This is a genomic window from Caulobacter soli (assembly GCF_011045195.1).
Taxonomy (GTDB): domain Bacteria; phylum Pseudomonadota; class Alphaproteobacteria; order Caulobacterales; family Caulobacteraceae; genus Caulobacter; species Caulobacter soli.
The window spans coordinates 3,239,227-3,262,198 of sequence record NZ_CP049199.1; the positions used below are offsets into that span (position 1 = coordinate 3,239,227).

Consider the following 22,972-nt stretch of genomic DNA (forward strand, 5'->3'; position numbering starts at 1 on the left):
TCGATGCGCTGCGCTGCGAGCCTAGGCCGGCGCGAAGTCCAGGCCCTGCACCTGCGACAGGTCGCAGTCGCGCAGGCTGGTCTTGGTCAACTGGGCTCCGGTGAAGTCGGCCCCGCGCAGGTCCGCGCCGTCCAGCACCGCTTCGCTGAGGTCGGCGGCTTGCAGCAGGGCATAGCGCAGACGGGCGGCCTTCAGATTGACCAGGGTCTTGCGCTCAGGCCCCAGCGGCAGAGGCGAGAGAAACGCCTGGCGCAGGTCGGCCTTGGTCAGGTTGGCCCCCGTCAGCTTGGCGCCCCGCAGGTCGGCGCCGCGCAGATTGGCCAGGCGCAGATCGGCGTTGCGCAGATTGGCTCCCTGAAGCTGGGTTCCGGACAGGTCGATCCCGACCATGCAGGCGCCCGCCGCGCTCATCGCGGTCAGCCGCAGCCCTTTCAAGCGATCGCCCAGTGGACGCAGGTCCTCGCCGTCCAGACGGGCCGGTTCGCCCTCCTTGCCGCCGGTCTTGCACCAGGCCTGGTTGGCCAGGCAGCGTTGGTGAATGTCCTCGACCCGCGACAGCGCCCGTTCGGTCGACGCCGTAAGGCAGCCCTCCATGGCCGCGCCGCTGGTGCGGGCCGTCGAGGTGTCGACGCCGGTCATCACCGCGCCGGTGAAGTTGGCGCCTTCGAGGTTGGCGCCCTTGACGTCGGCGCCGTCCAGGATGGCCCCGCTCAGATTGGCTTCCTTGAGGTTCGCCCCGGCCAGCTTGGCCCCGCGCAGCGAGCAGTCGCTGAAATCGGCCTTGAAGGCCGAGACGCCGGCGAACTGCGAGCCGTCCAGGGTCGCTCCCGAGAAATTGACCTCGTCGACCTCGCCGTTGCGGGTCTCGTGGCGGAGGGTCTCCAGGCCCTTGCGAGGATGCGGAATGGCCACCTGGCCTTCGCGGAAATCGGCCTGGGTCAGGTCGGCCTGGGACAGGTTCGCGCCGCGCAGACAGGCGCCCCTCAGATCGGCGCGCACCAGGATCGCCTGGCGCAGATCGGCCTGACGCAGGTCGGCCCCGAACAGATTGGCCCGTTCCAGCCGCGTACGTACCATGCGGCAACCGTCGAGAATCGAGGCGGAAAAATCGGCGTCGGCGAGGTTGCGGAACGACAGGTCCAGGCCCGACAGGTTCATGAACCGCAGCGAGGCGCGCTTGCCGCCCTGCTTGCCCGCGACGAACTTCTCGTGCGCCGACACGATCATGTCGAGCTCGGCCTGGCTCAGTCGCCGCCGTCCCGCAATGCTCTGCGCCGCGCTCATGTCCTACGCTTCTCCCCCGAGAAACCCGTTGATACGGCTCAGAAATACCGCCGATCAACAAGCGAAGCGTTAAGACCGCGCCGTTTTGTCGCAACTTTTACGAAAGTTTGCCTGAAAATTCTCGGTTAGCGCTATGGCGCGCTAGATCACGTCGTCCAGGCCGCGGGCGCCCAGACGGATGGCGCCGGTCACGTCGACGTCCTTGAGCAGGGCGTTGGTGAAGTTGGCGCGCGACAGGTCGGCGCCGCTCAGACAGGCTTGGCGTAGATCGGCGCGGGCCAGGTCGGCGTTGGTCAGCAGGGCTCCGGTCAGGTCGCTGGGCAGCAGGCGATCGCGACCGATCAGCAGCGGACCCAGTTGAGCCTCGCGCAGGTCCGACCCGGCCAGCTTGGCGCCCTTCAACCGCGCCCCGCGCAGGTCGGCCCGGCGCAGGTTGCAGGAGCGCAGGTCGGCGCCTTCCAGCTGCGCGCCCTGCATCTGCACGCTTTCCATGTCCAGCCCGTAGAACACCGCGCCCTTGGCCGACAAGGCCGTCAGGTTGAAGCCGCGTACGGATTTGAGGTTACGCAGATCGGCCTTGTCGAACACCGACGGCTTGCCCTCGGCGCCGCCCGTCTCGCACCACTTGGCGTGGTCGGAGATCATCTGCTCGTAGGGCATCTCGGACACGTCCTTGCCCGAAGCCTTGTCGGTCAGGGCCCCGTCCATGTTGGTGTCGTTGATGTTCCAGGACATCGTCTTGGCGCCGACCAGTACGGCGTTGCGCAGGTCTGCCCCGACCAGGTTGGCGCCCGACAGGTCGGCCCCCGCCAGGTTGGCGCCATTGAAATTGGCCTGCTTGAGATTGGCGCGGACCAGCTTGGCGTCCTTGAGGATCGCGTCGCTGAAGTCGGCCTTGGTGGCGATGATGCCCGACAGGCGCGAGCGTTCCAGGTTGGCCCCGGCCAGGATGGCGCCGGTGGCGTGGGCTTCGCGCTGGACCGGTTCGATCAGGCGATAGCCTTCCTTGCGGTCGGCGGCGGCGATCTGGCCCTCGCGCAGGTCGGCCTCGAACAGGTCGGCCCCGGTCAGGTTGGCGCCACGCAGGCTGGAGCCGCGCAGGTCGCAGCGCCGCATGGAGGCGTCGGTCAGGTCCGAGCCCTGCATGTCGGCGCCGTACATGGTGGCGTTGTCGAGCTTGGCGCGGCGCATGTCGCAGCCGACCATCAGGGCCCCGGTGAAGTCGGCGTCGCACAGATTGCGGCCGGTCACCGACAGGCCGGAAAGATCACAGAAGGCGAAGACGGCGCGCGCCCCGCCCAGCCTAGCCGACCAAAGACGGTCGTGCTTGGCGCAGATCACGTCGACATCGTGCTGCGTCAGGCGCTTGTGCTCTTGGCCTGCCGCGGGAGGGGCGCTCATGACTGCTCGTATCGACTCCCCGAAGGGCTAGATCTCTACAATGCGCGCTGCCGCATTAACGCTGCGTTTCCAAACAGTTCGGGACGATCGAGCGTCGGTTTGCCGACCGTCCCAAGACCGTGTCAGCGCGCCGCCGGCAGGGGCTGCGCCCGGCTCTCGTCAAGGTAGCGCGCGCCGGTTGGCTTCAGGGCGCCGTCCAGGTCGATGACCAGCGGATTGCCGGTGGGGATCTCGACATGGACGATGTCGGCGTCGGGCACGTTGAACAGGTGCTTGACGATGGCCCGCAGCGAATTGCCGTGGGCGGCCACGAGGATCGTCTCGCCGGCCGCCAGCTTGGGGGCGATCGCCGTTTCCCAGTAAGGCAGCACGCGCACCAGGGTGGTCTTCAGGCTTTCGGTGGCCGGCAGGTCCTTGCCGGCGTAGCGGCGGTCCTTGCTGAAGTCGTACTCGCCGCCCGGGGCCAGTTCCGGCGGCGGAATGTCGTAGGACCGGCGCCAGATCGTGACCTGCTCCTCGCCGTGCTTCTCGGCGGTCTCGGCCTTGTTCAGCCCGGTCAGGCCGCCGTAGTGGCGCTCGTTCAGGCGCCAGTCCTTGGTCACCGGCACGAAGCTCTGGGCGGCGGCGTCCAGCGCCAGGTTGCAGGTGCGGATGGCGCGGGTCTGGACCGAGGTGAAGGCCTCGTCGAAGTCGATGCCTGCGGCCTTGATCAGTTCGCCGCCCTTGCGGGCCTGGGCCTCGCCCTCGGCGGTCAGGTCGACATCGACCCAGCCGGTGAAGCGGTTTTCCAGATTCCATTGGCTCTGGCCGTGGCGGAGCAGGACGAGAACGGGCATCGGACCTCCTAATGTGTCGCAGGGCGGGCTAAGCCCCGACCGCCTCGGCGTCAAGCGCCCCCGCCCCGCTTCCGCTCCTCTTCCGCCCCTCTCTCTCCCTTCTCTCCTCCCGGGGCCGTGCTATAGGCAGGCCATGCCCGATCGCATTCTCATGCCCTTCCTGGCGCTCATCGGCCTTGGCCTGATCGCGCTTTCGCTCGTCTGGCCGCAGGGTTACGGCGCGCGTTCGCCCGGGCCGTTCGGCTCGGTCCCGATCCAGCAGACGCCGGAAATGCGGGTCAAGATCCAGCGCGAGAAGGACGCCGCGGCCAAGAACGAACAGCAGGCCCGCGAACAGGTGAGCGAGGCCCGCGCCGCGGCGTCGGCCGCCCCATGAGCGCTTTCGACGCGATCGCCGTCGGCCAGCGGGTCCTGAACGCCGAGGCCGAGGCCCTGACGCAGCTGTCGTCGCTGCTCGACGATTCGTTCGTCCGCGCCGTCGAGGCCCTGTTCGACGCCAAGGGCCGGGTCGTCTGCACCGGGATCGGCAAGTCGGGCCACGTCGCCCGCAAGATCGCCGCCACCCTGGCCTCGACCGGCTCGCCGGCCATGTTCGTGCACGCCGCCGAGGCCAGCCACGGCGACCTGGGCATGATCGGCCAGGGCGACGTGGTGCTGGCCCTGTCGAAGTCGGGCGAAGCGCGCGAGCTGTCCGACAGCCTGGCCTACGCCAAGCGCTTCTCGATCCCGCTGATCGCCATCACCGCCGTCGCCGACAGTCAGCTGGGCCGGGCCGCCGACATCCTGCTGCTGCTGCCCGACGCGCCCGAGGCGACGGCCGAGGTCAACGCCCCGACCACCTCGACCACCCTGCAGATGGCCGTGGGCGACGCCCTGGCCGTGGCGCTGCTGGAGCGGCGCGGCTTCACCGCCAGCGACTTCCGCGTCTTCCACCCGGGCGGCAAGCTGGGCGCCATGCTGCGCACGGTCGGCGACCTGATGCATGGCGAGGGCGAACTGCCCCTGACCCGCGAAGACGCCCCCATGGCCGAGGCGCTGCTGGTGATGAGCGAGAAACGCTTCGGCGCGGTCGGGGTGGTCGCCCCGGACGGCGCGCTGAGCGGCCTGATCACCGACGGCGACCTGCGCCGCCACATGGACGGGCTGATGAGCCACGTCGCCGGCGAGGTCATGACCCGTGCTCCGCTGACCATCACGCCCGGCGCCCTGGCGGCCGAGGCGCTGAAGATCATGAACGAGCGACGCATCACCGTGCTGTTCGTCGTCGATCAGGGTCGCCCGGTCGGCATCCTGCATGTTCACGACCTGCTGCGGGCCGGGGTGATCTGAGGGAAAGGCGCGCGTCGGCGCGCTTCCGCCGGAATGACCCGGCGGGCTGGGGAGGCGGCGGAGCGTCCGGGGCGCGCCCGGTGTAGAATTTTTGCAGAAGACCGTTTCGACACGTCACGGGCGCTCCGCGCGGCCTGTGCTCGAGAGCCTTCGGATCGCGGATTTTTAACCCGCTCCGATGGAGGCCCCCGGCGGGCGGAGGGGCGGCTAAACCCCGTCCGGACCGCATGGGCGATTTCAGCCCATGCCTGCCGCATTTCGCCGTTCGGCTCCGTGGGGGGTGTTCCCGCCGTCCGGTCCGGACCGCCCGAGGCCCCATCCAGGGCCCCCACGCTCCGCCGACCGACCCGATGGGCCCCGCGCAACCGGCCGACGGACGCTTCCCGCTCGACCGCCCCCGCCGCACGTCGAGGTCGCCGGCCGGACGTCCTCCCCTGCGACAGGGCGAGATCAAGTATGGGCGGGGTTTGAGCGCGGCGGCGGATGTGACGCTGATTTTCTTGCAGGGCGTTGAATTGGCTGAAGTTCGATCGGCCGTTCGCGGGGATAGGGAGAGCTCTATCCCCCTAACGCCCTTCCCTCCCCCTCGTGGGGAGGGTGGCCCTGGCAGCGCCAGGGTCGGGTGGGGTTTGATGAGTCAGCAGTCCCATCTCCCGTCCGCCACCCTGCACCGGCCCCCACCCGTCGGCTTCGCCGCCACCCTCCCCACGAGGGGGAGGGACAAGCTCGCTTGATGCCCTACTGCCCCTGAAGCTGCAAAACCGGCAGCTCCAAGGCCACCTTCAGGTCCAGGGCCATGCTGATGCGGCGATCGACCTGGAAGAACGACGCAGCCTTGATCCCCGGCAGCACCTTGCCGACGATCGGCACGTACTTGGCGCGCAGGGCCGTCGTCTTGGTGTCCAGGTCCAGCCAGCGGGTGATGTAGTCGGTCGCGGCCTTGTCGTCGTACTTGCCGTAGGTGTTCACATAGTCGGCGATCAGGGTCGTCTGCCCCTCCCGGACCTTGGCGACCTCGGCGGCGTACTGGTCGTAGACGGGCCAGAACCGGGTGGCTTCGGCGTCGCTCAGCGTCAGAGTCGCCGCGACCAACTGCTTCTTGGACGAGCGGATTTCGGTGCGCAGGTCTTCCAGGTCGGCGGCGGTCAGCTTATCCGGATCGGCGGTCGCGGCGGGCGACGCGGTCTGGGCGTGGGCCGACGCCAGCGGGAGGCTCGCGCCCAGCAGCAGGGTGACGGCGATGATCTTGAGGTTCATGGATCTGTTTCCCGGGATCGAGGCGACGAAGCATCCGGAAACGGCCTGTTTCTCACAATCAGGCTTTACCCGCCGGGCCTTGGGGATTTTTACCGTGTCGTCCCGTTTCCAGGCCCTGAATCCGCTTGCGCGGCGCGGCCGGGACAGGCGATCTCGGGGCATGCGTCGCCCTCCCCTTCCGCTGTCGATCTGCGCTCTGTTGCTGGCTCAGCCGGCGCTCGCCGCCGACCCGGGCACGATGCAGCAGAAGGACACCTTCCGCGACGCCGTGGCCGCGCCGCTGGAGGACCTGAACCTCAAGCAGACCGCCATTCCCGCCGTGCTGCAGCGCGCGGTCGAGGATCCGTACGACGTGACCGGACTGAACCGCTGCGAGGGCGTGGCCGGCGAGATCGGCCGGCTGGACGCGGTGCTGGGTCCGGACCTGGACGAGGCCCCGCCGCCCGATGATCGCTCACGCGGCAAGAAGGTCGCCGACGCCGCCTATGGCGCGGGCGTGGGCGGGGTCCGCAGCACAACCCAACACGCCCTGCCCTTCCGGGGCTGGATCCGCAAGCTGACCGGCGCCAGTCGCCACGACAAGGCGGTGCAGGCGGCGATCCAGGCCGGCGCCATACGCCGGGGCTATCTGAAGGGCGTGGGCATGCGGATGAACTGCGCCCCGCCAGCCGCCCCCAGCTGGTTCGTGCCCGCTCCGCCACCCAAGCCGGTCGTGGCGCCGGTCGCGCCCGGTCCAATGGACCGTCTCACCGCCTTCTGGAACGGCGTCGTCAACTGGTGGCGCGGCTGGTGGCCGTTCTAGCGCCGATAATAATCTCCATGGTTGAGTTTGCCTGATATGCACTTTTCGGACACTCTGCCGCCGCGTCGGGCGTCACGGAGGGTTCCATGCGCTATGCGTTCAAGCCGTTTTCCGGATGCGCCTGCCGGCGCGCGCAGTGCGCGGTGCCCGCCTCGCCGGGCCTGATCGCCCAGCTCTACGCGCGGTACCTGTCGCTGCTGGCCGAGGGCCGGCTCGACAAGGACATGACCTTCGAGGCGTTCTACAAGGTCTGGCGATCCAACCGGCGCGGGCCGAACAATGTGGGTCTCGACGACGGCGAAGTGCGGCTGGGCGGCATGAAGGGTCCGCTGCGGATCGACCAGCCGTCCAAGAAGCTGGCCGGCGAGGTCCGCACCATGGTGCTGCTGGTCGACTTCCCCGACCGCCCGCACGGCGACGACCATAGTCCCGGCATGTACGAGCAGATGCTGTTCAGCGTCGGGGCCTTCCCGTCCGGCAGCATGCGCGACTTCTACCGGCAGGTCAGCGGCTGGAAGCCAGGCCCCCCTGGAGACGGCGCCGGCATAGACGTCACCGGCGAGGTGCACGGCTGGTTCCGGATGCCCAACCCGATCACCTTCTACGCCGACGGCAATTCGGGCATGAGCGACAACTTTCCGCGCAACGCCCCGGCCCTGGCCCGCGACGCGGTGCTGGCCGCCAAGTTCGCGGGCGTCGACTTCGCCGGCTTCGACGCCCTGGGCGAAGGGACGATCACGGCGCTGTTCGTGATCCACGCCGGCGGCGGGGCCGAGACCACCGGCGACCGCAACGACATCTGGAGCCACAAGTGGATCATCCCCGAGGGCGTCGACGTGGGTCACGGCCTGTCGGTCAGCACCTATTTGACCGTGCCCGAGGATTGCCGCGTGGGCGTCTGCGCCCATGAATGGGGCCACCTGGCCGCGCGCTGGGCCGACTATTACGACACCGGCGCCACCCAGAGCACCCAGTCCAACGGGCTTGGCAACTACTGCCTGATGGCCGCCGGCTCGTGGGGCAATTCGGGTCTGACGCCGGTCTATCCCAACGGCATGCTGCGGATGTTCCATGGCTGGGTCGAGCCGGAGATCATCCAGGAAACCACTAAGGGCGTGGTGCTGAAGCCGGCGGCCGAGGGCGGCGCGCCGGTGGTGATCCGCAACTCGGCCTTCATGACCGACAGCCAGTATCTGCTGGTCGAGTACCGGCGAAAGCGCAGCCAGGACGCCTTCCTGCCCGACCAGGGGATCGCGGTCTATGTGGTCGACGAGGCGGTCGAGGACGTCAACGACGAGGGCCGCCTGGCCATCGAGCTGATGCAGGCCGACGGCCGGCGCGACCTGGCCAAGATCTTCGGCCAGGGCAATCGCGGCGACTCCAACGACCTCTATCCCTCGCTGGGCAACGCCGAGCTGGGCCGCAAGACCAAGCCGGCGCTGAACATGCCGCGGTCGAAATGGTCCGGGGTCAGCATCAAGGTGGTCGGCACGCCGGGCGACGACCAGATGAAGATCGACGTCACGCTGGACGGCTAGATCCCCGCCAACGCCTCGCGCACCTTGGCGGCCAGCTGGCGCGGCCCGAACGGCTTCATCACATAGCCGGCCGCGCCCAGTTGCATGGCCTGGACGATGCGATCCAGGCGCCCGTCGCCGGTCAGCATCAGGACGGGCAGCGTCGCGCCGGCGGGCGAATCCTTGATCGCCTTCAGGCCGTCCAGGCCGCTCTGGCCGGGCATGCGCACGTCGAGCAAGACCAGGACGGGCGTCTCGCGCGCCAGGGCCGCCAGGACCAGCTCGACCGACCCGAAGGCGCGCACGGCGAACCCGTCCTGCACGAGCGAGATCTGGATCAGCTCCAGCGTGGCGGGATCGTCGTCGGCGACAAAGATCAGGGGCGGCGCGAACGGCATCGGAAAGCCTTAACGCCCAAGCTTAACGAGCGGAAGACCGCCGCTCGACTTTCATCAACGCGTGCCGAAAGTGCGGTCACCGGCGTCGCCCAGACCGGGCACGATGTAGCCGTGATCGTTCAGCTCGGCGTCGACCGCCGCCGTCCAGATCGGCACGTCGGGATGGGCCGCGCGCAGGGTCTCCACGCCCTGGACCGAGGCCACCAGGCAGACGAAGCGCAGGTCGCTGACGCCCGAGCGCTTGAGCAGGTTGATGGCCGCCACCGCCGTGTGGCCGGTGGCCAGCATCGGGTCGACCACGATGACCAGGCGGTCGGCGATGTCTTCGGGGGTCTTGTAGTAGTACTCGACCGCCTCCAGCGAGGCCGGGTCGCGGAACAGGCCGATGTGCGCCACCCGCGCCGAGGGCACCAGGTCCAGCATGCCCTCGGCCATGCCCAGGCCGGCGCGCAGAATCGGGGCGAAGACCAGCTTCTTGCCGGAGATCTCCTCGGCCTCGGTCGGCCCCACCGGCGTCTCGATCCGCACCGTGTGGGTCGGCAGGGCGCGGGTGACCTCGTAGCAGAGCAGCGTCGCCGTCTCGCGCATCAGGGCGCGGAAGGTCTTGGTCGAGGTTTCCTTGTCGCGCATCCGCGTCAGCTTGTGGCGGACCAGGGGGTGGTCGACGATGGTGACGCCTTGCATGGCCAAGCTTCCGTCCTGCGGGCGCCAACCGGCGGCGCCCCTCTCGTCGGACCAAGTGCCGCCTTAAGTCGTTCCAGCCAAGCGGAAATCGCCTAGCGGTTCGTTCCGTAGGCGGCGAGGAACATCTTTACCGCCGGCAGCACCTCGGCGTCGATCTCCTCGGGCGTCGGCGCGGCCATGGCCTCGCACAGCCGCGCCTTCAGCATGCGGTTCTGGCACAGGGCGATGAACTGGTGCGCGGCGTGGACGGGGTTCTCGATCTCCAGCTGGCCGCCGTCGATCGCCTGCTGCAGCAGCCCGCCCAGCATCCGCGATCCGCTCTTGGGGCCCGCCTCGTAGAACGCGTGGCCGATCTCCGGCGTGCGCTGGGCCTCGGCGACGATCACCCGGAAATTGGCCATGCTGAAGTCGCTGAGCACGATCGACAGATAGGTGCGCCCGACCTTGATCAGGGCCTCGCGGATGTCGCCCGGATCGGACGACAGCTCGAACATGGCGTCGCGCTGCCAGGCGCAGTGACGCACCACATAGGCGGCGAACAGCTCTTCCTTGTTCTTGAAGTAGTTATAGAGCGTGCCTTTCGACCCGCCGAGCCGGGCGGCGATCGTCGACATCGAGGCGTTAGCGTAGCCCTCTTCCAGGAACACGTCGCTCGCGACGTCCAGGATAGCCTCGCGGCGGGCGTCTCGGTCGAGACGTGGCTTCACGTCCTGCATCATTTTCTTTTCCTTCGGGCCCCCTTGATCCCGTCAAGCTGTTGGCTATATCAGCGCCACCATATGACCGTACAGTACGGTCAATTCAAGGTCGGCCGCTGATGATTCCCAACGCCCTGGACAAGCCAACCGCCTTCAAGTCGCCGAGATCACGCGAAGTCGGCGTCACCGTCTCGATCCTGTTGGCCGCCCTGCTGACCAGCGCCTGCGCGACGATGCCGGCCGCGACGCCGGCCCGGGTCGCCAAGACGCCCGACGCCTACGCCACCGCCCAGACCTTGGCCGCGTCCGACGCCGCCTGGCCGGCCGACACCTGGTGGAAAGGCTATGGCGACGCGCAGCTGAACGGCCTGGTCGATGAAGCCCTGGCCGGCTCGCCCACCCTGGCCCAGGCCGAGGCCCGCCTGCGCCGCGCCCAGGCGCTGGCCCGCCAGGCCAAGGCCGCCGAGCTGCCGTCGATCGACGCCAAGGCCGGCGCCCAGCGCGCCAAGCAGAGCTACAACTACGGCATCCCGGCCGACTTCGTGCCGCAGGGTTATAACGACTACGCCCAAGTGGGCCTGGACTTCAGCTGGGAGCTGGACTTCTGGGGCAAGAACCGCGCGGCCGTCGCCGCCGCCACCTCGGAAGCCAAGGCCGCCCAGGCCGACGCCGCCCAGGCCCGGCTGATGCTGGCGACCTCGGTCGCCGCGTCCTACGCCGATCTGGCCCGCCTCTACGCCGAGCGCGACGTGGCCGAGCGGTCGGTGGCCCTGCGCCAGGAAACCCTGACCCTCGTCAGCGACCGGGTGACCAATGGCCTCGATACGCGCGGTGAGCTGCGCCAGGCCGAGGCCGGTCCGCCCAACGCCCGCGCCGAGCTGGCCTCCATCGACGAACAGATCGCCCAGACCCGCAACGGCTTGGCCGCTCTCCTGGGCGCGGGTCCCGATCGCGGCCTGGCCATCGCCCGCCCCTCGGTCGCCACGCTCAAGCCGTTCGGCCTGCCCGCCAATCTCGCCGCCGACCTGATCGGTCGCCGTCCCGACGTGGTCGCCGCCAAGTGGCGGGCCCAGGCCAGCCAGAAGCGGATCGGCGAGGCCAAGGCGGCCTTCTATCCCAACATCAACCTGGCCGCCTCGTTCGGCCAGCAGGCCCTGCACCTGGACAAGCTGTTCGACAGCGGTTCGGACGTCGGCAGCGTCGGCCCGGCCGTCAGCCTGCCGATCTTCGAGGGCGGCCGCCTCAGGGCGAACCTCCACGCCGCCGAGGCCGACCGCGACGGCGCCGTGGCCGCCTACGACTCGGCCGTCACCCAGGCGCTGCGCGACGTGGCCGACGTGGCCGCCAGCGAGCGCGCCCTGGACACCCGCCTCACCGAAAGCCGCGCCGCCCTGGCCGCCAACGAGGACGGCTTCCGCATCGCCAAGCTGCGCTACAAGGGCGGCCTGTCGACCTATCAGAACGTGCTGATCGCCGAACTGGCGGTGCTGTCGCAGCGCCGGATCGTCGCCGACCTGGAAAGCCGCGCCCTGACCCTGGATGTCGCCCTGGTGCGCGCCCTGGGCGGCGGCTTCACCCCGGTCTGATCCCAGCCCTTCCCCATTCTCACCCACTCGTTTTCGCGCCTTCAGGACCTTCCGCCATGGCCGACACCGCCTCCACCGCAAAACCTAATGGCAACCGCCGCCAGCTGTTGACCGGCCTCGCCGTCGTGGTCGTCATCGGCCTCGTGCTCTGGGTGCTCTACGCCGTCTTGATCGGCTCGCACCGTGTCGAGACCGACAACGCCTATGTCGGGGCCGAGGTGGCCCAGGTGACGCCGTTGATCAGCGGACCGGTCGCCAAGGTGCTGGTCTCCGAGACCCAGGTCGTCGCCGCCGGCCAGCCGCTGGTGGTGATCGACGACGCCGACGCGAAGATCGCGGTGCTGTCCGCCCAGGCCGCGCTCGGTCAGGCCCAGCGCAAGGTGCAGGGCTACTTCGCCAGCGACACCGCCCTGGCCGGGCAAGTTGACGCCCGCGACGCCGACATCGCCCGCGCCACGGCCGCCGTCACCGGCGCCCAGGCCAGCCTGGAACAGGCCCGGGTCGAGCTGTCGCGCCGCAAGGCCCTGTCGGACTCCGGCGCGGTTTCCGGCGAAGAGCTGACCACCGCCCAGAGCCAGTTCACCAACGCCCAGTCGGCCGTGGCCGAAGCCCGCGCGGCCCTGGCCCAGGCCAAGGCCACCCGCACCGCCGCCGAAGGCAGCCGCGAGGTCAACACCGCCCTGATCTCGGGCCTGCCCGCCAACAAGAACCCGGAAATCGCCGCCGCCGAAGCCCGTCTGGCCAGCGCCCAGCTGAGCCTGGACCGCACCGTGCTGCGCGCCCCGCTGGCCGGCGTGGTGTCCAAGAAGAACGTCCAGGTCGGCCAACAGGTGCAGATCGGCGCGCCGCTGATGGCCGTCGTCCCGACCACCGACGCCTATGTCGACGCCAACTTCAAGGAAGTGCAGCTGGACAAGGTCCGCATCGGCCAGCCGGTGACCCTGACCTCCGACCTCTACGGCAGCGGCGTGAAGTTCCACGGCCGCGTGAAGGGCCTGTCGGGCGGCACCGGTTCGGCCTTCTCGCTGATCCCCGCCCAGAACGCCTCGGGCAACTGGATCAAGGTGGTTCAGCGCCTGCCCGTCCGCATCCAGCTGGATCCGGCCGAGCTGAAGGAACACCCGCTGCGCGTGGGCCTGTCGATGAAGGCCGCGATCGACATCTCCAAGTAGTTCGCGCCCCTTAAGCCCCTCCAAGGAAGCGCCGCATGGCCGACCAGGAAACCTCCCCCGCCGCCGCAGCCCCCGCCCACGCCGGCCCCGCGCCGATGGCCGGCATGATGCTGGCGGTCACCTCGATCGCCCTGGCGCTGGGCACCTTCATGCAAGTGTTGGACAGCACCATCGCCAACGTCTCGATCCCCACGATCGCGGGCAATCTGGGCGTCAGCACCAGCCAGGGCACCTGGGTGATCACCTCGTTCGCCGTGGCCAACGGCGTGTCGGTGCCCCTGACAGGCTGGCTGATGGGCCGCTACGGCGTGGTCAAGACCTTCGTGGTCTCGGTGCTGCTGTTCACCCTGGCCTCGTTCCTATGCGGCGTGTCCTGGAACCTGCCGTCGCTGATCGGCTTTCGCATCCTGCAGGGCCTGGTCTCGGGCCCGATGATCCCGGGCTCGCAAGCCCTGCTGATCATGATCTTCCCCGCCCACAAACGGGGGACGGCCCTGGCCATCTGGTCGATGACCACCCTGGTGGCGCCGATCTGCGGCCCGATCCTGGGCGGCTACATCTCCGACAACATCGCCTGGCCGTGGATCTTCCTGATCAACGTGCCCGTCGGCCTGATCTGCGCCTTCCTGTGCTGGCGCGGGATGAGCAACCGCGAGACCCCGACCCGCAAGGTGCCGATCGACACCACCGGCTTCATGCTGCTGCTGGTCTGGGTCGGCGCGCTGCAGGTGATGCTGGACACCGGCAAGGACGCCGACTGGTTCAACTCGCCGGCCATCGTCGTCGAGACCCTGGTGGCCATCGTCGGCTTCATCGCCTGGGTGATCTGGGAACTGAATGAGAAGCACCCGATCGTCGACCTGTCGCTGTTCAAGTCCAAGAACTTCGCCTTGGGCACCCTGGCCTTCTGCCTGGGCTATGCGGTGTTCTTTGGCTCGAACCTGCTGCAGCCGCTGTGGCTGCAGACCCAGATGCATTACATCGCCACCTGGGCCGGCCTGGTCGCCGCCCCCAGCGGCGTGGTCGCCGTGCTGCTGACGCCGTTCGCCGCCCGCATCATGCAGAAGGTCGACGCGCGCTGGGCCGCCACCCTGTCGCTGGCCGCCTTCGGCCTGTCGTTCTTCATGCGCTCGGGCTTCAACTCCGACGCCGACTTCAAGTCGCTGGTCTGGCCGATGCTGGTGCAGGGCGTGGCCATGAGCACCTTCTTCCTGTCGATGGTGACCATCTCGCTGAACGGCGTCAGGCCCGAACAACTGCCGTCGGCCTCGGGCCTGTCGAACTTCTCGCGTATCACCGCCGGCAGCTTCGCCGCCTCTCTGACCACCACGATCTGGGACCGGGGCGAGAGCCTGCACCAGAACCGCCTCGCCGAGACCATGGCCTCGAACGACCCGACCTGGCTGGCGGCCATCGAGCGCCTGCAGGCCGTGGGTCTGAGCCACGCCCAGGCCGTGGGCGCGGTGACCAGCCAGGTGGTCAACCAGGCCTATCTGCTGTCGACCATCGACTTCTTCCGCGCCTCGGCGTGGCTGGCGGTCCTGCTGATCCCCTGCGTCTGGATGACCAACAAGGCGATGAGCAGCGGCGGGCCTCCCCCGGCGGACTAAGGGAGGCGACGCTCGATCTTGGGAGCGAAAACCTCGTCCTTCGACAAGCTCAGGATGAGGTTTTCGACTGCCAGGCGTTCGCAATGGTCCTCATCCTGAGCTTGTCGAAGGACGAGGACCACGCACCGCGCCGGACATTGATCCGCTCGAGCGCGCCACCCTACCCTTCCCTCTCGACGCGACCTAGGATAGCGCTGTCGAAAGGGCCAAGAGACACGATGACCACGACGCCGGCACCAAATCCCCTGCGCCTCTATCAGCGCGTGGCCGCGGACATCGGCCAGGCCATCGCCGACGGCCGTCATCAGCCGGGGTCCCGGCTGGCCTCGGAGCGCGACCTGGCCGAGGAGTTCGGCGTCAGCCGTCCCACCATCCGCCGCGCCGTGATCGCGCTGGAGATGCGCGGCCTGCTGGAGGCCCGCCAGGGCTCGGGCGTCTATGTCCGCGCCGGGGGCCAGCCGCCGCCGCCGCCGCGCGACCTGGACATCGGGGCCTTCGACCAGGCCGAGGCTCGCCGCCTGTTCGAGGGCGAGGCCGCCGCCCTGGCCGCCACCCTGATCACCGACGAGGAGCTGGCCTATCTGGAGACCCTGCTCGCCGAGATGAACAGCGAGAAGTCGACCAAGGAACAGTCCGAGCTGGCCGACCGCCAGTTCCACATCACCATCGCCCAGGCCACCCGCAACAGCGCCATCGTCCGCGTGGTCGAGAACACCTGGGACCTGCGCTACAAGTCGCGCCTGTGCATGCAGATGCTGGAAAAGGCCCGGCACGTGCGCAAGCGGCCGCTGAACGACGAGCATCACGACATCATCGAGTCCTTGCGCACCCGCGACCCCAAGGCCGCCCGCGCCGCCATGCAGACCCACCTGGGCGGCCTGATCGAGAACCTGCTGCTGACCGCCGAACTGGAAGCCATGGAGCAGACGCGGGAGCGTCTCGCCAGCAAGCGCGAGGAGATCGCGCTGCGGGCCGCCAGCGCGGCGAAGTAAGGTCTCTAACTCCGCTCATCCCGGCGAAAGCCGGGACCCAGATGGAATGGCTTTGAGGCTGACGCCAAAAGCGCTGAGCCTATCCAGTCATCCACACCGCCATGGGATCTGGATCCCGGCTTTCGCCGGGACGAGCGGATCTTAGTTCGCCGGTCGGTCCGTCGTCGGCGCGGCGGGAGCCGCCGGCGCGCTGACCACCGGAGCAGCGGGAGCCGCAGGGGCTGGAGCCGCCGGAGCCGTCCCGTCCGCCGGAGCGACCGGCGCGCCTTCGGCCGGGGCCGCTCCGTCCACGGGCGTGCCGTCCGGGTTCAGCAGCAGCGTGGTGTCCTCGGCCGCCGAGACGGCGTCGTCGCCCTCCTCCGCCGCCGGCGCCTTGGGCGCGTCGCGGCCCACCGCATAGGTCGCCACGCTCTTCCAGATCTTGGCCGGCAGGCCGCCGCCGACCACGCCGTTCATGGCGCTGTTGTCGTCGTTGCCCACCCACACGCCGATCACCAGGTCGCCGACATAGCCGACGAACAGGGCGTCGCGGTAGTTCTGGCTGGTGCCGGTCTTGCCGAACGCGCCGGGAATGGCCGCCTCGATGCCGGTGCCGCGCTGAGTGGCCGAGCGCAGCAGGTCGCGCATGCTGGCCAGCTCGGCCTTGGTCAGCGGATGGACGTTGGCGGGCTTCTTCCAGTCGGCCAGGCCGTGCGCGATGATCGGCGCCTCGCCCGCGTCGATGGCCGCATAGGCCGCCGTCAGCCGCACCAGGCTCATCGGGCCGGTGCCCAGGGCCAGGGTCAGGTCGTCGGGGATGGGATCGGTGATCCCCAGGTCGCGGGCGGTGGCCACGACCGCGTCGCGGCCGATGTCGTGGGCCAGGCGCACGGCCGCCACGTTGGACGAGGCGGCGAAGGCGGTGATCAGCGGCACCTCGCGGCCGGCGTACTTGCTCTCGTGGTTCTTGGGCGTCCAGCCACTGACCTGGACCGGCGCGTCGAGGATCGGGCTGGTCGGGGTCATGCCTTTGCGCATGGCCGCCAGGTAGACGAACAGCTTGAAGGCCGAACCCGGCGGGCGTTCGCCGTCGGCGCGATTGAACTGGCTGACCTTGTAGTCGCGGCCGCCGACCATGGCGACGATGCGGCCGTCGGTGCGCATGGCCACGATCGCGCCCTGGGTGACGTTCAGCACCTTGCCGTCGCGGGCGATGGCCTCGTCCAGGATCTTCTCGGCCTGGGCCTGCAACTTGGGATCCAGCGTGGTGCGCACCACGGTCTCGCCATAGGTGTTCTCGAACACCGCCTTGGCCTGCGGGAACACCCAGTCGGCGAAGTAGGAGCCGGTGGGCAGCTTGGCGCGGCCGGCCTCGACCCGCACCTGGTTCACGGCGGACCGCGCCTGGCCCTCGGTGATCACGCCGGTGTCGACCATCGCGCCCAGCACGGTCTTCATCCGCGTCTTAGCGCCGGCGAAGTTCTCGGTGGGGGCCCAGCGAGACGGCGCCTTGACCAGACCCGCCAGCATCGCCGCCTCGCCGACTGACAAGGTCTCGGGCGTCTTGTCGAAATAGTGCCGCGCCGCCGCGCGCAGGCCGAACGTGCCGTCGCCGAAATAGACCGACGACAGGTAGCGCGACAGGATCTCGTCCTTCGAGAGGCGGGCGTCCAGATAGAGCGCGATCAGCACCTCCTGGATTTTCCGCCGGAAGGTGCGCTTGTTGGACAGGAAGGCGTTCTTGGCCAGCTGCTGGGTGATGGTCGAACCGCCTTCCGACACCCCGCCGGCCTTGGCGTTGGCGCCCACGGCTCGCAGGATCGCCTTGGGGTCGACACCCATGTGCGAGTAGAAGCGCCGGTCCTCGATGGCGATGAACGCGCCGGGCACATAGGCGGGCAGCTTGGAGACCACGACGGGGGCCTCCTTGTAGGAGCCGCGCCGGGCGATGGGCGAGCCGTCGGCGGCCACGATCACCAGGGTCGGATTGGCCAGGGGCTCCAGGGCCCGGCCCAGCGGCAACGACCACAGCAGCGAGGCGATCACGGCGATCACCACCAGCACGCTGGCCGCGGCGCCGATCTGCCAGGGCCGGCGCTTCCAGATCGGCGGCTTGGCCGGCGGCGGCGCGGACGGCGGTTCGGCGGCTAGTGGCTCGGCCGCTTCGGGTTCGACGGCCTCAGGGGTTTCGGGCGGCGAGATCTCGGTGTCGACGGGCTGCGTCTCGGACGTTTCGGACACCTCTTCGACCGCGTCGGGCGCCAGCGTTTCGATCGGCGCGGCGGCGGGCTTGGCCCTGGAGCGGCGCTTGCGCTTGGGCGTCGCCGCTTCGACGGCCGCCTCGACCGGGGCCTCCGCCGGAGTCGTCGGGACGGCGGGCTCGAAATCGTCGGCGGCGTCGGGCATTCGGATCGCACTCGTTCGGCGCAAGTTCGCCAGCAAGAAGCGCGGGCAATAGCACAGCCGACCCGTCTCGTGACGCGCGCCAAAGTCGCGTCGCGCAAAAAAATTGGCCGGCCCCGCGAACGGGACCGGCCAGCAGGGGGGATAAAGTCGAAAGCTCTAGAAGTTCACGTCCAGGCGCGCGCCGAAGTAGCGGAAGGCGTCGCGGCCCGGGAACCAGGTCTTGCCCTGCGCCGTCGGAATGGCCGGGTTGCTATAGCCCGACGTGCCGTTGCCCAACCCTTGCGCGTAGCGCTTGTCGAACAGGTTGTTGGCGAAGGCGGTCAGCTTGTACTTGCCCTCGCGGTCGGTGATCCCGACGGTCAGGTCCGTGATGCTGTAGGCCTTCTGGACCGTGCGCGGGTCCTGGCTGAGCGAGAAGTTGATGTCGTCCTGCCAGCGGACATTGGCGCCGATGAAGGCCTTGAACGGCACGTTGTCGGGCAGGTCGATGTCGTACTGGCCGCCCAGGCTGAACTTGTACTTGGGCACGTTGTTCAGACGCTTGCCGTGCAGGTTCTGCTGGCGTCCGCTGACCGTCTGCGGCTTGCCGGCCACGATGGGTTGCAGCTGCGTGTAGCAGACCCCAGGCGCGGCCACGCCGCCGACGGGATACGGCGAGGCGAGATCCAGCGGCTGGCCCGAATAGCAGGGGCCGTTCGGGAAATCGATCACCGTCGCGTCGGTGTAGGCGAAGGCGCCGTTCAGGCGGAAGTGCGAGGTGATCCGCGCCACGCCGTCCAGTTCCAGGCCCTGGGTGCGCAGTTGGCCGATGCTGTTGAGGAAGGTCAGGAACGTGCCGTCGGGCAGGAACGAGGTGACCGAGGTCTGGAAGCCCTTGTAGTCGGCCCGGAACAGGGCGGCGTTGAAGTACACCCGGCGGTCCAGCAGGCTGCTCTTGAAGCCCAGCTCGTAGTTCTTGGCCGTCTCGGGCGGCACCGGCATGTTGGCCGCGATCTTGGAGTCGAAGGTGCTGACCAGGTCGTAGGCCTGACCCTTGTAACCCGTCGAATAGGTGGCGTAGGTCATGATGTCGGGCGTCCACTTGTACTGGACACCCACCTTGCCGGTCACCGCGTCGTCGTCATTGGCCCCGCTGAACTCCTGGACCGAGGTCGGCGAGGTCAGGGTGGTGTTGGCGAAGATCGTCTTGTGGAACTGGTAGTCGATCTTCTGGCGATTGAACCGCGCCCCGCCCGTCAGGCTGAGCTTGTCGGTCAGGTCGAAGGTGGCGTTGGCGTAGGCCGAATAGTTCTCGTTGGTGCTCTCGGCAAGATAGCGGGCCAATTGCAGCACCGGGCCGCGGTTCAGATAACGGTCCAGGTCGTTCTTGGCGTACCAGAGACCCGCCACATAGCGCAGCCGGCCCGTGCCCGGCGAGGTCAGACGGAACTCCTGGGTCGTCGACTTGGCGTGGAAATAGCCGTTGATCACCGCGCCGCTGTTGATGCCCGACGGGCTGGCGACCGGGAAGCCCAGCAGGAACGGCTGGTCGGTGCCGTCGATGTCCTGGAAGTCGCGCATCTTCCAGCGATCGCGCGAGGTGATCGACGAGAAGGTGTGGCCCTTCAGGATCGAGCCTTCGCCGAAGTCGTAGTCCAGGCGGACCGTGCCGCCGAACACTTCGGAATTGCCGCCGCCGATGCGGTCGTCGGACCGGACGAAGTGGTTGTTCTTGTCGAAGGTGATGCCGCGCAGGGTGGTGGTCGCGGGGAAGCCCGGCTCGCCCTGGTAGTTGAGGCCCGGCGTCAGCTCGGTGATCGCGCTGGCGCAGCAGCTGGAGACGTTGTGGTTGAACCGCGGCGCGACGCTGAACTTGAGGTTCTCGGTCGGGGTCCACTCGATCTTGGCGGTGGCGGTCAGGCCCGAGCTGCCGTTGACGTTCTTGCCGGTGGTCAGGTTCTTGAGGTTGCCGTCGTAGTCGCTCTTGGCGACGGTCAGGCGCACGCGGATGTCGTCATTGATCGGACCGGTGACGGTGAAGCCCAGGCGCTTTTCGCCGTCATCGGTGACCAGGGCCATCGCCTTGCCGCCGAAGGTGTCGGACGGAGCGGCGGTGACGATGTTCAGCACGCCGGCGATGGCGCTCTTGCCGAACAGGGTCGACTGCGGGCCGCGCAGCACTTCCACTCGCTCGACGTCGATCAGGTCCTTGAAGGCCGCGGCCTGGAAGCCGATCGGCACGTCGTCGATGACCACGGCGACGTCGGACTCCACGGCGATGCCGTTCGAGAAGGTGCCGATGCCGCGCATCTTGATGCTGAAGTTGCCTGGCTGGCTGCCGTAGTCGATCGACAGGCCCGGCGACAGCTTCACCAGGTCGCCTAGTTCGCGGACGTTGTTGCGCTCGATCACATCCTGGGTCAGGGCGGTCACCGACACCGGCACGTCCTGCAGGCGCTCGGCGCGCTTGGTCGAGGTGACGATGATCTCTTCCAGTTGGACCGACGGGTCCGAACCACTGGCCTGGGCATGGGCGGCGCCCGTTCCCGCCACGACGGCGATCACGGCGGTCGACGCCAATAGGGCACGCTGAATCGTTCTCATGTCTCTCCCCTCGTTTCCTCGCGCAGCGCCAAGGCCGGTTTATCCGGTCAATTATCAGCGCCAATTTGGTAAGACCAAAATTGGCCAGTGGTCAGGTAAATTGTCAAGCAACAACCGACATCGTTGTCATTTTTGCTTAATCCCTTGAAAAGGCGAGGCTTTGCGACGATCCGGAAGCGCGATGACAACGATGTCTTTACGTACGGCTGTGGAATATGGTCATTTAGCCTTGCGACCAGACGGCAAATTGGTAATGCCAGATTGGTCACATGATTGAGGGACGAATGATCCGCACACCATTCCACGCGATGACGTCGGCCACCGCCGCGCGGCCGTCGCGATGAGCGCCCCCGGCATGAAGCTGCGCCCCAGCACCGACCGCGAAGGCCTGCGCCGGATGACCGCCGAGGACATCCGCGACACCTTCGTGATCGACGACCTGTTCCAGCCCGGCCAGGTCTCGATGACCTATGTCGAGGTCGACCGCGCCGTCGTCGGCTCGGCCGCGCCGCTGGACGCCCCCCTGCCCCTGCCCACCGACCGCCGCCTGGCCTCGGCCTATTTCTGCGAGCGCCGCGAGCTGGGCGTGATCAATATCGGCGGCCCCGGCTGGATCGAACTGGACGGCGCGCGCCACGACCTGGACAATCTGGACAGCCTGTATGTCGGTCGCGGCGTCCAGTCCGTGACCTTCGCCAGCGCCTCGGCCGACGCGCCCGCCAAGTTCTATTTCGTCAGCTATCCGGCCCACGCCGCCCACCCCAGCACGCTGGTGCGCAAGGCCCAAGCGCGGGAGATCCAGGCCGGCGACCAGAAGACCGCCAACCGCCGGGTGATCCGCCAGAGCATCCGCCCCGGCCTGGTCGAGACCTGCCAGCTGGTCATGGGCTTCACCGAGCTAGCGCCCGGCAACGTGTGGAACACCATGCCGCCGCACACCCACGGGCGGCGCAGCGAGATCTACATGTACTTCGACGCCGCCCCCGCCCGGGTGATGCATATCATGGGCGAGCCCTCCAACCCCCGGACGGTGTTCATGGACGATGGCGAGGCGGTGTTCTCGCCCAGTTGGTCGATGCACAGCGGGGTCGGCACGGCCGACTACCGCTTCGTCTGGTCGATGGGCGGCGAGAACCTGGACTTCGACGACATGGACCACCTGGCCCTGGCCGACCTGCGCTAGGCCAGGCCCGGACGACAAGAACAAGAACCACAAAGGGAGACGAGACGATGCCGCGACGCCTGACGGGAGCCCTCCTGGCCACCGCCGCCCTGCTGGGCCCGATGCAGGCCTGCGCGGCCACGCCCGCCAGGCCGGCCGCGACGACCGCCGCCCCAGCCAACGCCGCCGCGCTGGCGGCCGGCGCTCACGTGGCCGACTGGCAGCTGAGCCACATGGACAATTTCGACTATGTGCCGGCCTCGCAGTTTCGCCGCGACACCGAGGCCCCGCGCGACTGGATCCAAGCGGCCTTCTATGTCGGCCTGACCGCCTTCGCAGACGCCTCCAAGGATCCCAAGTACGCGAACGCCATCGTGGCCCACGGCCAGGCCGAGGGCTGGGGCTTCGACAAACGCCCCCGCCACGCCGACGCCGACGCCACTGGCGCGGTCTGGATCTGGGCCGCCGCCCACACCCATGACGCCGCCAAGCTGGCCCCGGTGCGCGCCCGCTTCGACGCCGTCCTGGCCGATCCCTCCAGCGTCGACCTGGGCTTCGACGCCAAGCCGCCGCAGGGCGGCGATCCCTACTGCCAGGCCCGCTGGTGCTGGAGCGACGCGATCTTCATGGCCCCGCCCGCCTGGGTGGCCCTGTCCAAGGAAACCCGGGACCCGCGCTACCTGGCCCATGCCGACAGCGAGTTCTGGGCGACCACCGACCTGCTCTACGACAAGGCCGACCACCTCTATTTCCGCGACAGCCGCTTCATCGCCAAGCGCAGCGACGCCGGCGCCAAGATCTTCTGGGGCCGTGGCAACGGCTGGGCCTTCGCCGGGATCGCCCGCATCCTGCAAGACCTGCCCAAGGACCATCCCAGCCGGCCGCGCTATGAGGCGCTGTTCAAACAGATGGCCGCCAGGATCGTCACTCTGCAAGGTGAGCAAGGCTACTGGCCCGTCTCGCTGCTGGAGCCGCAGAAGACGCCCGAGACCAGCGGTACGGGCTTCTTCGTCTACGGCCTGGCCTGGGGCGTGAACCACGGCCTGCTGCCGGCCGCCCAGTATCGCCCGGCGATCGACAAGGGCTGGACCGCCCTGACCGCCGCGGTCGAGCCCGACGGCAAGCTGGGCTGGGTGCAGCGGGTGGGCGCCGCGCCCGACCAGGTGGGGCCGGACGACACCCAGCTGTACGGCGTCGGCGCCTTCCTGCTGGCCGCCAGCGAAGTGTCGAGGCTGCCATCCCCGGCTAAACGGTGACGCCGTTTGCCCCGCCGCCC

General features: G+C 68.7%; 19 protein-coding genes. 10 read left to right on the top strand and 9 right to left on the bottom strand.

Annotated elements, in window-relative coordinates:
• Nucleotides 1-21: 21 nt before the first annotated feature.
• The 3 genes from G3M62_RS15135 to gpmA form a co-directional block, all read right to left on the bottom strand.
• Nucleotides 22-1,284: a pentapeptide repeat-containing protein gene (locus G3M62_RS15135; protein WP_165188363.1), complete on the bottom strand. Its 1,263-nt coding sequence runs from the start codon at nucleotides 1,282-1,284 to the stop codon at nucleotides 22-24.
• A gap of 141 nt (nucleotides 1,285-1,425) precedes the next feature.
• Complete coding sequence (locus G3M62_RS15140; protein WP_165188365.1) at nucleotides 1,426-2,685, bottom strand: pentapeptide repeat-containing protein; 1,260 nt, start codon at nucleotides 2,683-2,685, stop codon at nucleotides 1,426-1,428.
• A 122-nt stretch (nucleotides 2,686-2,807) separates the two neighbouring features.
• Nucleotides 2,808-3,521 carry a 2,3-diphosphoglycerate-dependent phosphoglycerate mutase gene (gene gpmA / locus G3M62_RS15145; RefSeq protein ID WP_165188367.1) on the bottom strand — a complete coding sequence of 238 codons (714 nt, stop codon included), beginning with the start codon at nucleotides 3,519-3,521 and terminating at the stop codon, nucleotides 2,808-2,810.
• Between the two features lie 133 nt (nucleotides 3,522-3,654).
• On the opposite strand from gpmA, the gene G3M62_RS15150 reads away from it, so the two are divergent.
• On the top strand, nucleotides 3,655-3,897 hold the full coding sequence (locus G3M62_RS15150; RefSeq protein ID WP_165188369.1) for a hypothetical protein: 243 nt from the start codon (nucleotides 3,655-3,657) through the stop codon (nucleotides 3,895-3,897).
• Nucleotides 3,894-4,850 (top strand): KpsF/GutQ family sugar-phosphate isomerase, encoded by a 957-nt coding sequence (locus G3M62_RS15155; protein WP_165188371.1) that lies wholly within the window; start codon nucleotides 3,894-3,896, stop codon nucleotides 4,848-4,850. Before G3M62_RS15150 ends, G3M62_RS15155 begins: the two co-directional genes overlap by 4 nt.
• 738 nt (nucleotides 4,851-5,588) lie before the next feature.
• Here the strand turns inward: G3M62_RS15155 and G3M62_RS15160 are convergent.
• A complete protein-coding gene (locus G3M62_RS15160; protein ID WP_165188373.1) occupies nucleotides 5,589-6,107 on the bottom strand; it encodes a hypothetical protein in 519 nt (172 codons plus the stop codon).
• Nucleotides 6,108-6,267: 160 nt separating this feature from the next.
• Here G3M62_RS15160 and G3M62_RS15165 point away from each other — a divergent pair, with 160 nt between their 5' ends.
• The gene (locus G3M62_RS15165; RefSeq protein WP_165188375.1) at nucleotides 6,268-6,909 is read left to right on the top strand and encodes a hypothetical protein; all 642 of its coding nucleotides are present in this window, start codon (nucleotides 6,268-6,270) and stop codon (nucleotides 6,907-6,909) included.
• A gap of 86 nt (nucleotides 6,910-6,995) precedes the next feature.
• The gene (locus tag G3M62_RS15170) at nucleotides 6,996-8,447 is read left to right on the top strand and encodes a M6 family metalloprotease domain-containing protein (protein WP_165188377.1); all 1,452 of its coding nucleotides are present in this window, start codon (nucleotides 6,996-6,998) and stop codon (nucleotides 8,445-8,447) included.
• Here G3M62_RS15170 and G3M62_RS15175 read toward each other — a convergent pair.
• The 3 genes from G3M62_RS15175 to G3M62_RS15185 all read right to left on the bottom strand — a co-directional run bounded on the left by G3M62_RS15175 (nucleotide 8,444) and on the right by G3M62_RS15185 (nucleotide 10,227).
• Entirely contained in the window at nucleotides 8,444-8,824 is a 381-nt protein-coding gene (locus G3M62_RS15175; protein ID WP_165188380.1) for a response regulator, read from the bottom strand. The genes G3M62_RS15170 and G3M62_RS15175 overlap by 4 nt on opposite strands.
• 54 nt (nucleotides 8,825-8,878) lie before the next feature.
• A complete protein-coding gene (upp, locus tag G3M62_RS15180; protein ID WP_165188382.1) occupies nucleotides 8,879-9,508 on the bottom strand; it encodes a uracil phosphoribosyltransferase in 630 nt (209 codons plus the stop codon).
• 92 nt (nucleotides 9,509-9,600) lie between these two features.
• Nucleotides 9,601-10,227 (bottom strand): TetR/AcrR family transcriptional regulator, encoded by a 627-nt coding sequence (locus G3M62_RS15185; RefSeq protein ID WP_165188384.1) that lies wholly within the window; start codon nucleotides 10,225-10,227, stop codon nucleotides 9,601-9,603.
• A 98-nt stretch (nucleotides 10,228-10,325) separates the two neighbouring features.
• On the opposite strand from G3M62_RS15185, the gene G3M62_RS15190 reads away from it, so the two are divergent.
• The 4 genes from G3M62_RS15190 (at nucleotide 10,326) to G3M62_RS15205 (ending at nucleotide 15,566) form a co-directional block, all read left to right on the top strand.
• Nucleotides 10,326-11,792, top strand: a complete 1,467-nt coding sequence (locus tag G3M62_RS15190; RefSeq protein WP_246263285.1) for an efflux transporter outer membrane subunit — start codon at nucleotides 10,326-10,328, stop codon at nucleotides 11,790-11,792.
• A gap of 56 nt (nucleotides 11,793-11,848) precedes the next feature.
• The gene (locus G3M62_RS15195; RefSeq protein WP_165188386.1) at nucleotides 11,849-12,964 is read left to right on the top strand and encodes an HlyD family secretion protein; all 1,116 of its coding nucleotides are present in this window, start codon (nucleotides 11,849-11,851) and stop codon (nucleotides 12,962-12,964) included.
• Between the two features lie 35 nt (nucleotides 12,965-12,999).
• Complete coding sequence (locus G3M62_RS15200; RefSeq protein ID WP_165188388.1) at nucleotides 13,000-14,574, top strand: DHA2 family efflux MFS transporter permease subunit; 1,575 nt, start codon at nucleotides 13,000-13,002, stop codon at nucleotides 14,572-14,574.
• A gap of 218 nt (nucleotides 14,575-14,792) precedes the next feature.
• The gene (locus G3M62_RS15205; protein WP_165188389.1) at nucleotides 14,793-15,566 is read left to right on the top strand and encodes a FadR/GntR family transcriptional regulator; all 774 of its coding nucleotides are present in this window, start codon (nucleotides 14,793-14,795) and stop codon (nucleotides 15,564-15,566) included.
• Between the two features lie 141 nt (nucleotides 15,567-15,707).
• On the opposite strand, the gene G3M62_RS15210 is transcribed toward G3M62_RS15205, so the two are convergent.
• Both G3M62_RS15210 and G3M62_RS15215 read right to left on the bottom strand, forming a co-directional pair.
• A complete protein-coding gene (locus tag G3M62_RS15210) occupies nucleotides 15,708-17,951 on the bottom strand; it encodes a transglycosylase domain-containing protein (protein ID WP_165188391.1) in 2,244 nt (747 codons plus the stop codon).
• 156 nt (nucleotides 17,952-18,107) lie between these two features.
• Nucleotides 18,108-20,534, bottom strand: a complete 2,427-nt coding sequence (locus G3M62_RS15215) for a TonB-dependent receptor (protein ID WP_165188393.1) — start codon at nucleotides 20,532-20,534, stop codon at nucleotides 18,108-18,110.
• Between the two features lie 355 nt (nucleotides 20,535-20,889).
• On the opposite strand from G3M62_RS15215, the gene kduI reads away from it, so the two are divergent.
• The gene (gene kduI, locus G3M62_RS15220; protein ID WP_165188394.1) at nucleotides 20,890-21,717 is read left to right on the top strand and encodes a 5-dehydro-4-deoxy-D-glucuronate isomerase; all 828 of its coding nucleotides are present in this window, start codon (nucleotides 20,890-20,892) and stop codon (nucleotides 21,715-21,717) included.
• Between the two features lie 47 nt (nucleotides 21,718-21,764).
• Nucleotides 21,765-22,952 carry a glycoside hydrolase family 88/105 protein gene (locus G3M62_RS15225; RefSeq protein ID WP_165188396.1) on the top strand — a complete coding sequence of 396 codons (1,188 nt, stop codon included), beginning with the start codon at nucleotides 21,765-21,767 and terminating at the stop codon, nucleotides 22,950-22,952.
• The last annotated feature ends 20 nt before the right edge of the window (nucleotides 22,953-22,972 follow it).

Excerpts from the sequence above, each read along its gene's own strand:
- G3M62_RS15150 (WP_165188369.1), top strand. The coding sequence starts at position 3,655 with ATGCCCGATCGCATTCTCATGCCCTTCCTGGCGCTCATCGGCCTTGGC.
- G3M62_RS15200 (WP_165188388.1), top strand. The coding sequence starts at position 13,000 with ATGGCCGACCAGGAAACCTCCCCCGCCGCCGCAGCCCCCGCCCACGCC.
- G3M62_RS15185 (WP_165188384.1), bottom strand. The coding sequence starts at position 10,227 with ATGATGCAGGACGTGAAGCCACGTCTCGACCGAGACGCCCGCCGCGAG.
- kduI (WP_165188394.1), top strand. The coding sequence starts at position 20,890 with ATGAAGCTGCGCCCCAGCACCGACCGCGAAGGCCTGCGCCGGATGACC.
- G3M62_RS15135 (WP_165188363.1), bottom strand. The coding sequence starts at position 1,284 with ATGAGCGCGGCGCAGAGCATTGCGGGACGGCGGCGACTGAGCCAGGCC.
- G3M62_RS15225 (WP_165188396.1), top strand. The coding sequence starts at position 21,765 with ATGCCGCGACGCCTGACGGGAGCCCTCCTGGCCACCGCCGCCCTGCTG.
- gpmA (WP_165188367.1), bottom strand. The coding sequence starts at position 3,521 with ATGCCCGTTCTCGTCCTGCTCCGCCACGGCCAGAGCCAATGGAATCTG.
- G3M62_RS15210 (WP_165188391.1), bottom strand. The coding sequence starts at position 17,951 with ATGCCCGACGCCGCCGACGATTTCGAGCCCGCCGTCCCGACGACTCCG.
- G3M62_RS15155 (WP_165188371.1), top strand. The coding sequence starts at position 3,894 with ATGAGCGCTTTCGACGCGATCGCCGTCGGCCAGCGGGTCCTGAACGCC.
- G3M62_RS15160 (WP_165188373.1), bottom strand. The coding sequence starts at position 6,107 with ATGAACCTCAAGATCATCGCCGTCACCCTGCTGCTGGGCGCGAGCCTC.
- G3M62_RS15195 (WP_165188386.1), top strand. The coding sequence starts at position 11,849 with ATGGCCGACACCGCCTCCACCGCAAAACCTAATGGCAACCGCCGCCAG.
- G3M62_RS15175 (WP_165188380.1), bottom strand. The coding sequence starts at position 8,824 with ATGCCGTTCGCGCCGCCCCTGATCTTTGTCGCCGACGACGATCCCGCC.
- G3M62_RS15190 (WP_246263285.1), top strand. The coding sequence starts at position 10,326 with ATGATTCCCAACGCCCTGGACAAGCCAACCGCCTTCAAGTCGCCGAGA.
- upp (WP_165188382.1), bottom strand. The coding sequence starts at position 9,508 with ATGCAAGGCGTCACCATCGTCGACCACCCCCTGGTCCGCCACAAGCTG.
- G3M62_RS15215 (WP_165188393.1), bottom strand. The coding sequence starts at position 20,534 with ATGAGAACGATTCAGCGTGCCCTATTGGCGTCGACCGCCGTGATCGCC.
- G3M62_RS15140 (WP_165188365.1), bottom strand. The coding sequence starts at position 2,685 with ATGAGCGCCCCTCCCGCGGCAGGCCAAGAGCACAAGCGCCTGACGCAG.
- G3M62_RS15205 (WP_165188389.1), top strand. The coding sequence starts at position 14,793 with ATGACCACGACGCCGGCACCAAATCCCCTGCGCCTCTATCAGCGCGTG.
- G3M62_RS15170 (WP_165188377.1), top strand. The coding sequence starts at position 6,996 with ATGCGCTATGCGTTCAAGCCGTTTTCCGGATGCGCCTGCCGGCGCGCG.
- G3M62_RS15165 (WP_165188375.1), top strand. The coding sequence starts at position 6,268 with ATGCGTCGCCCTCCCCTTCCGCTGTCGATCTGCGCTCTGTTGCTGGCT.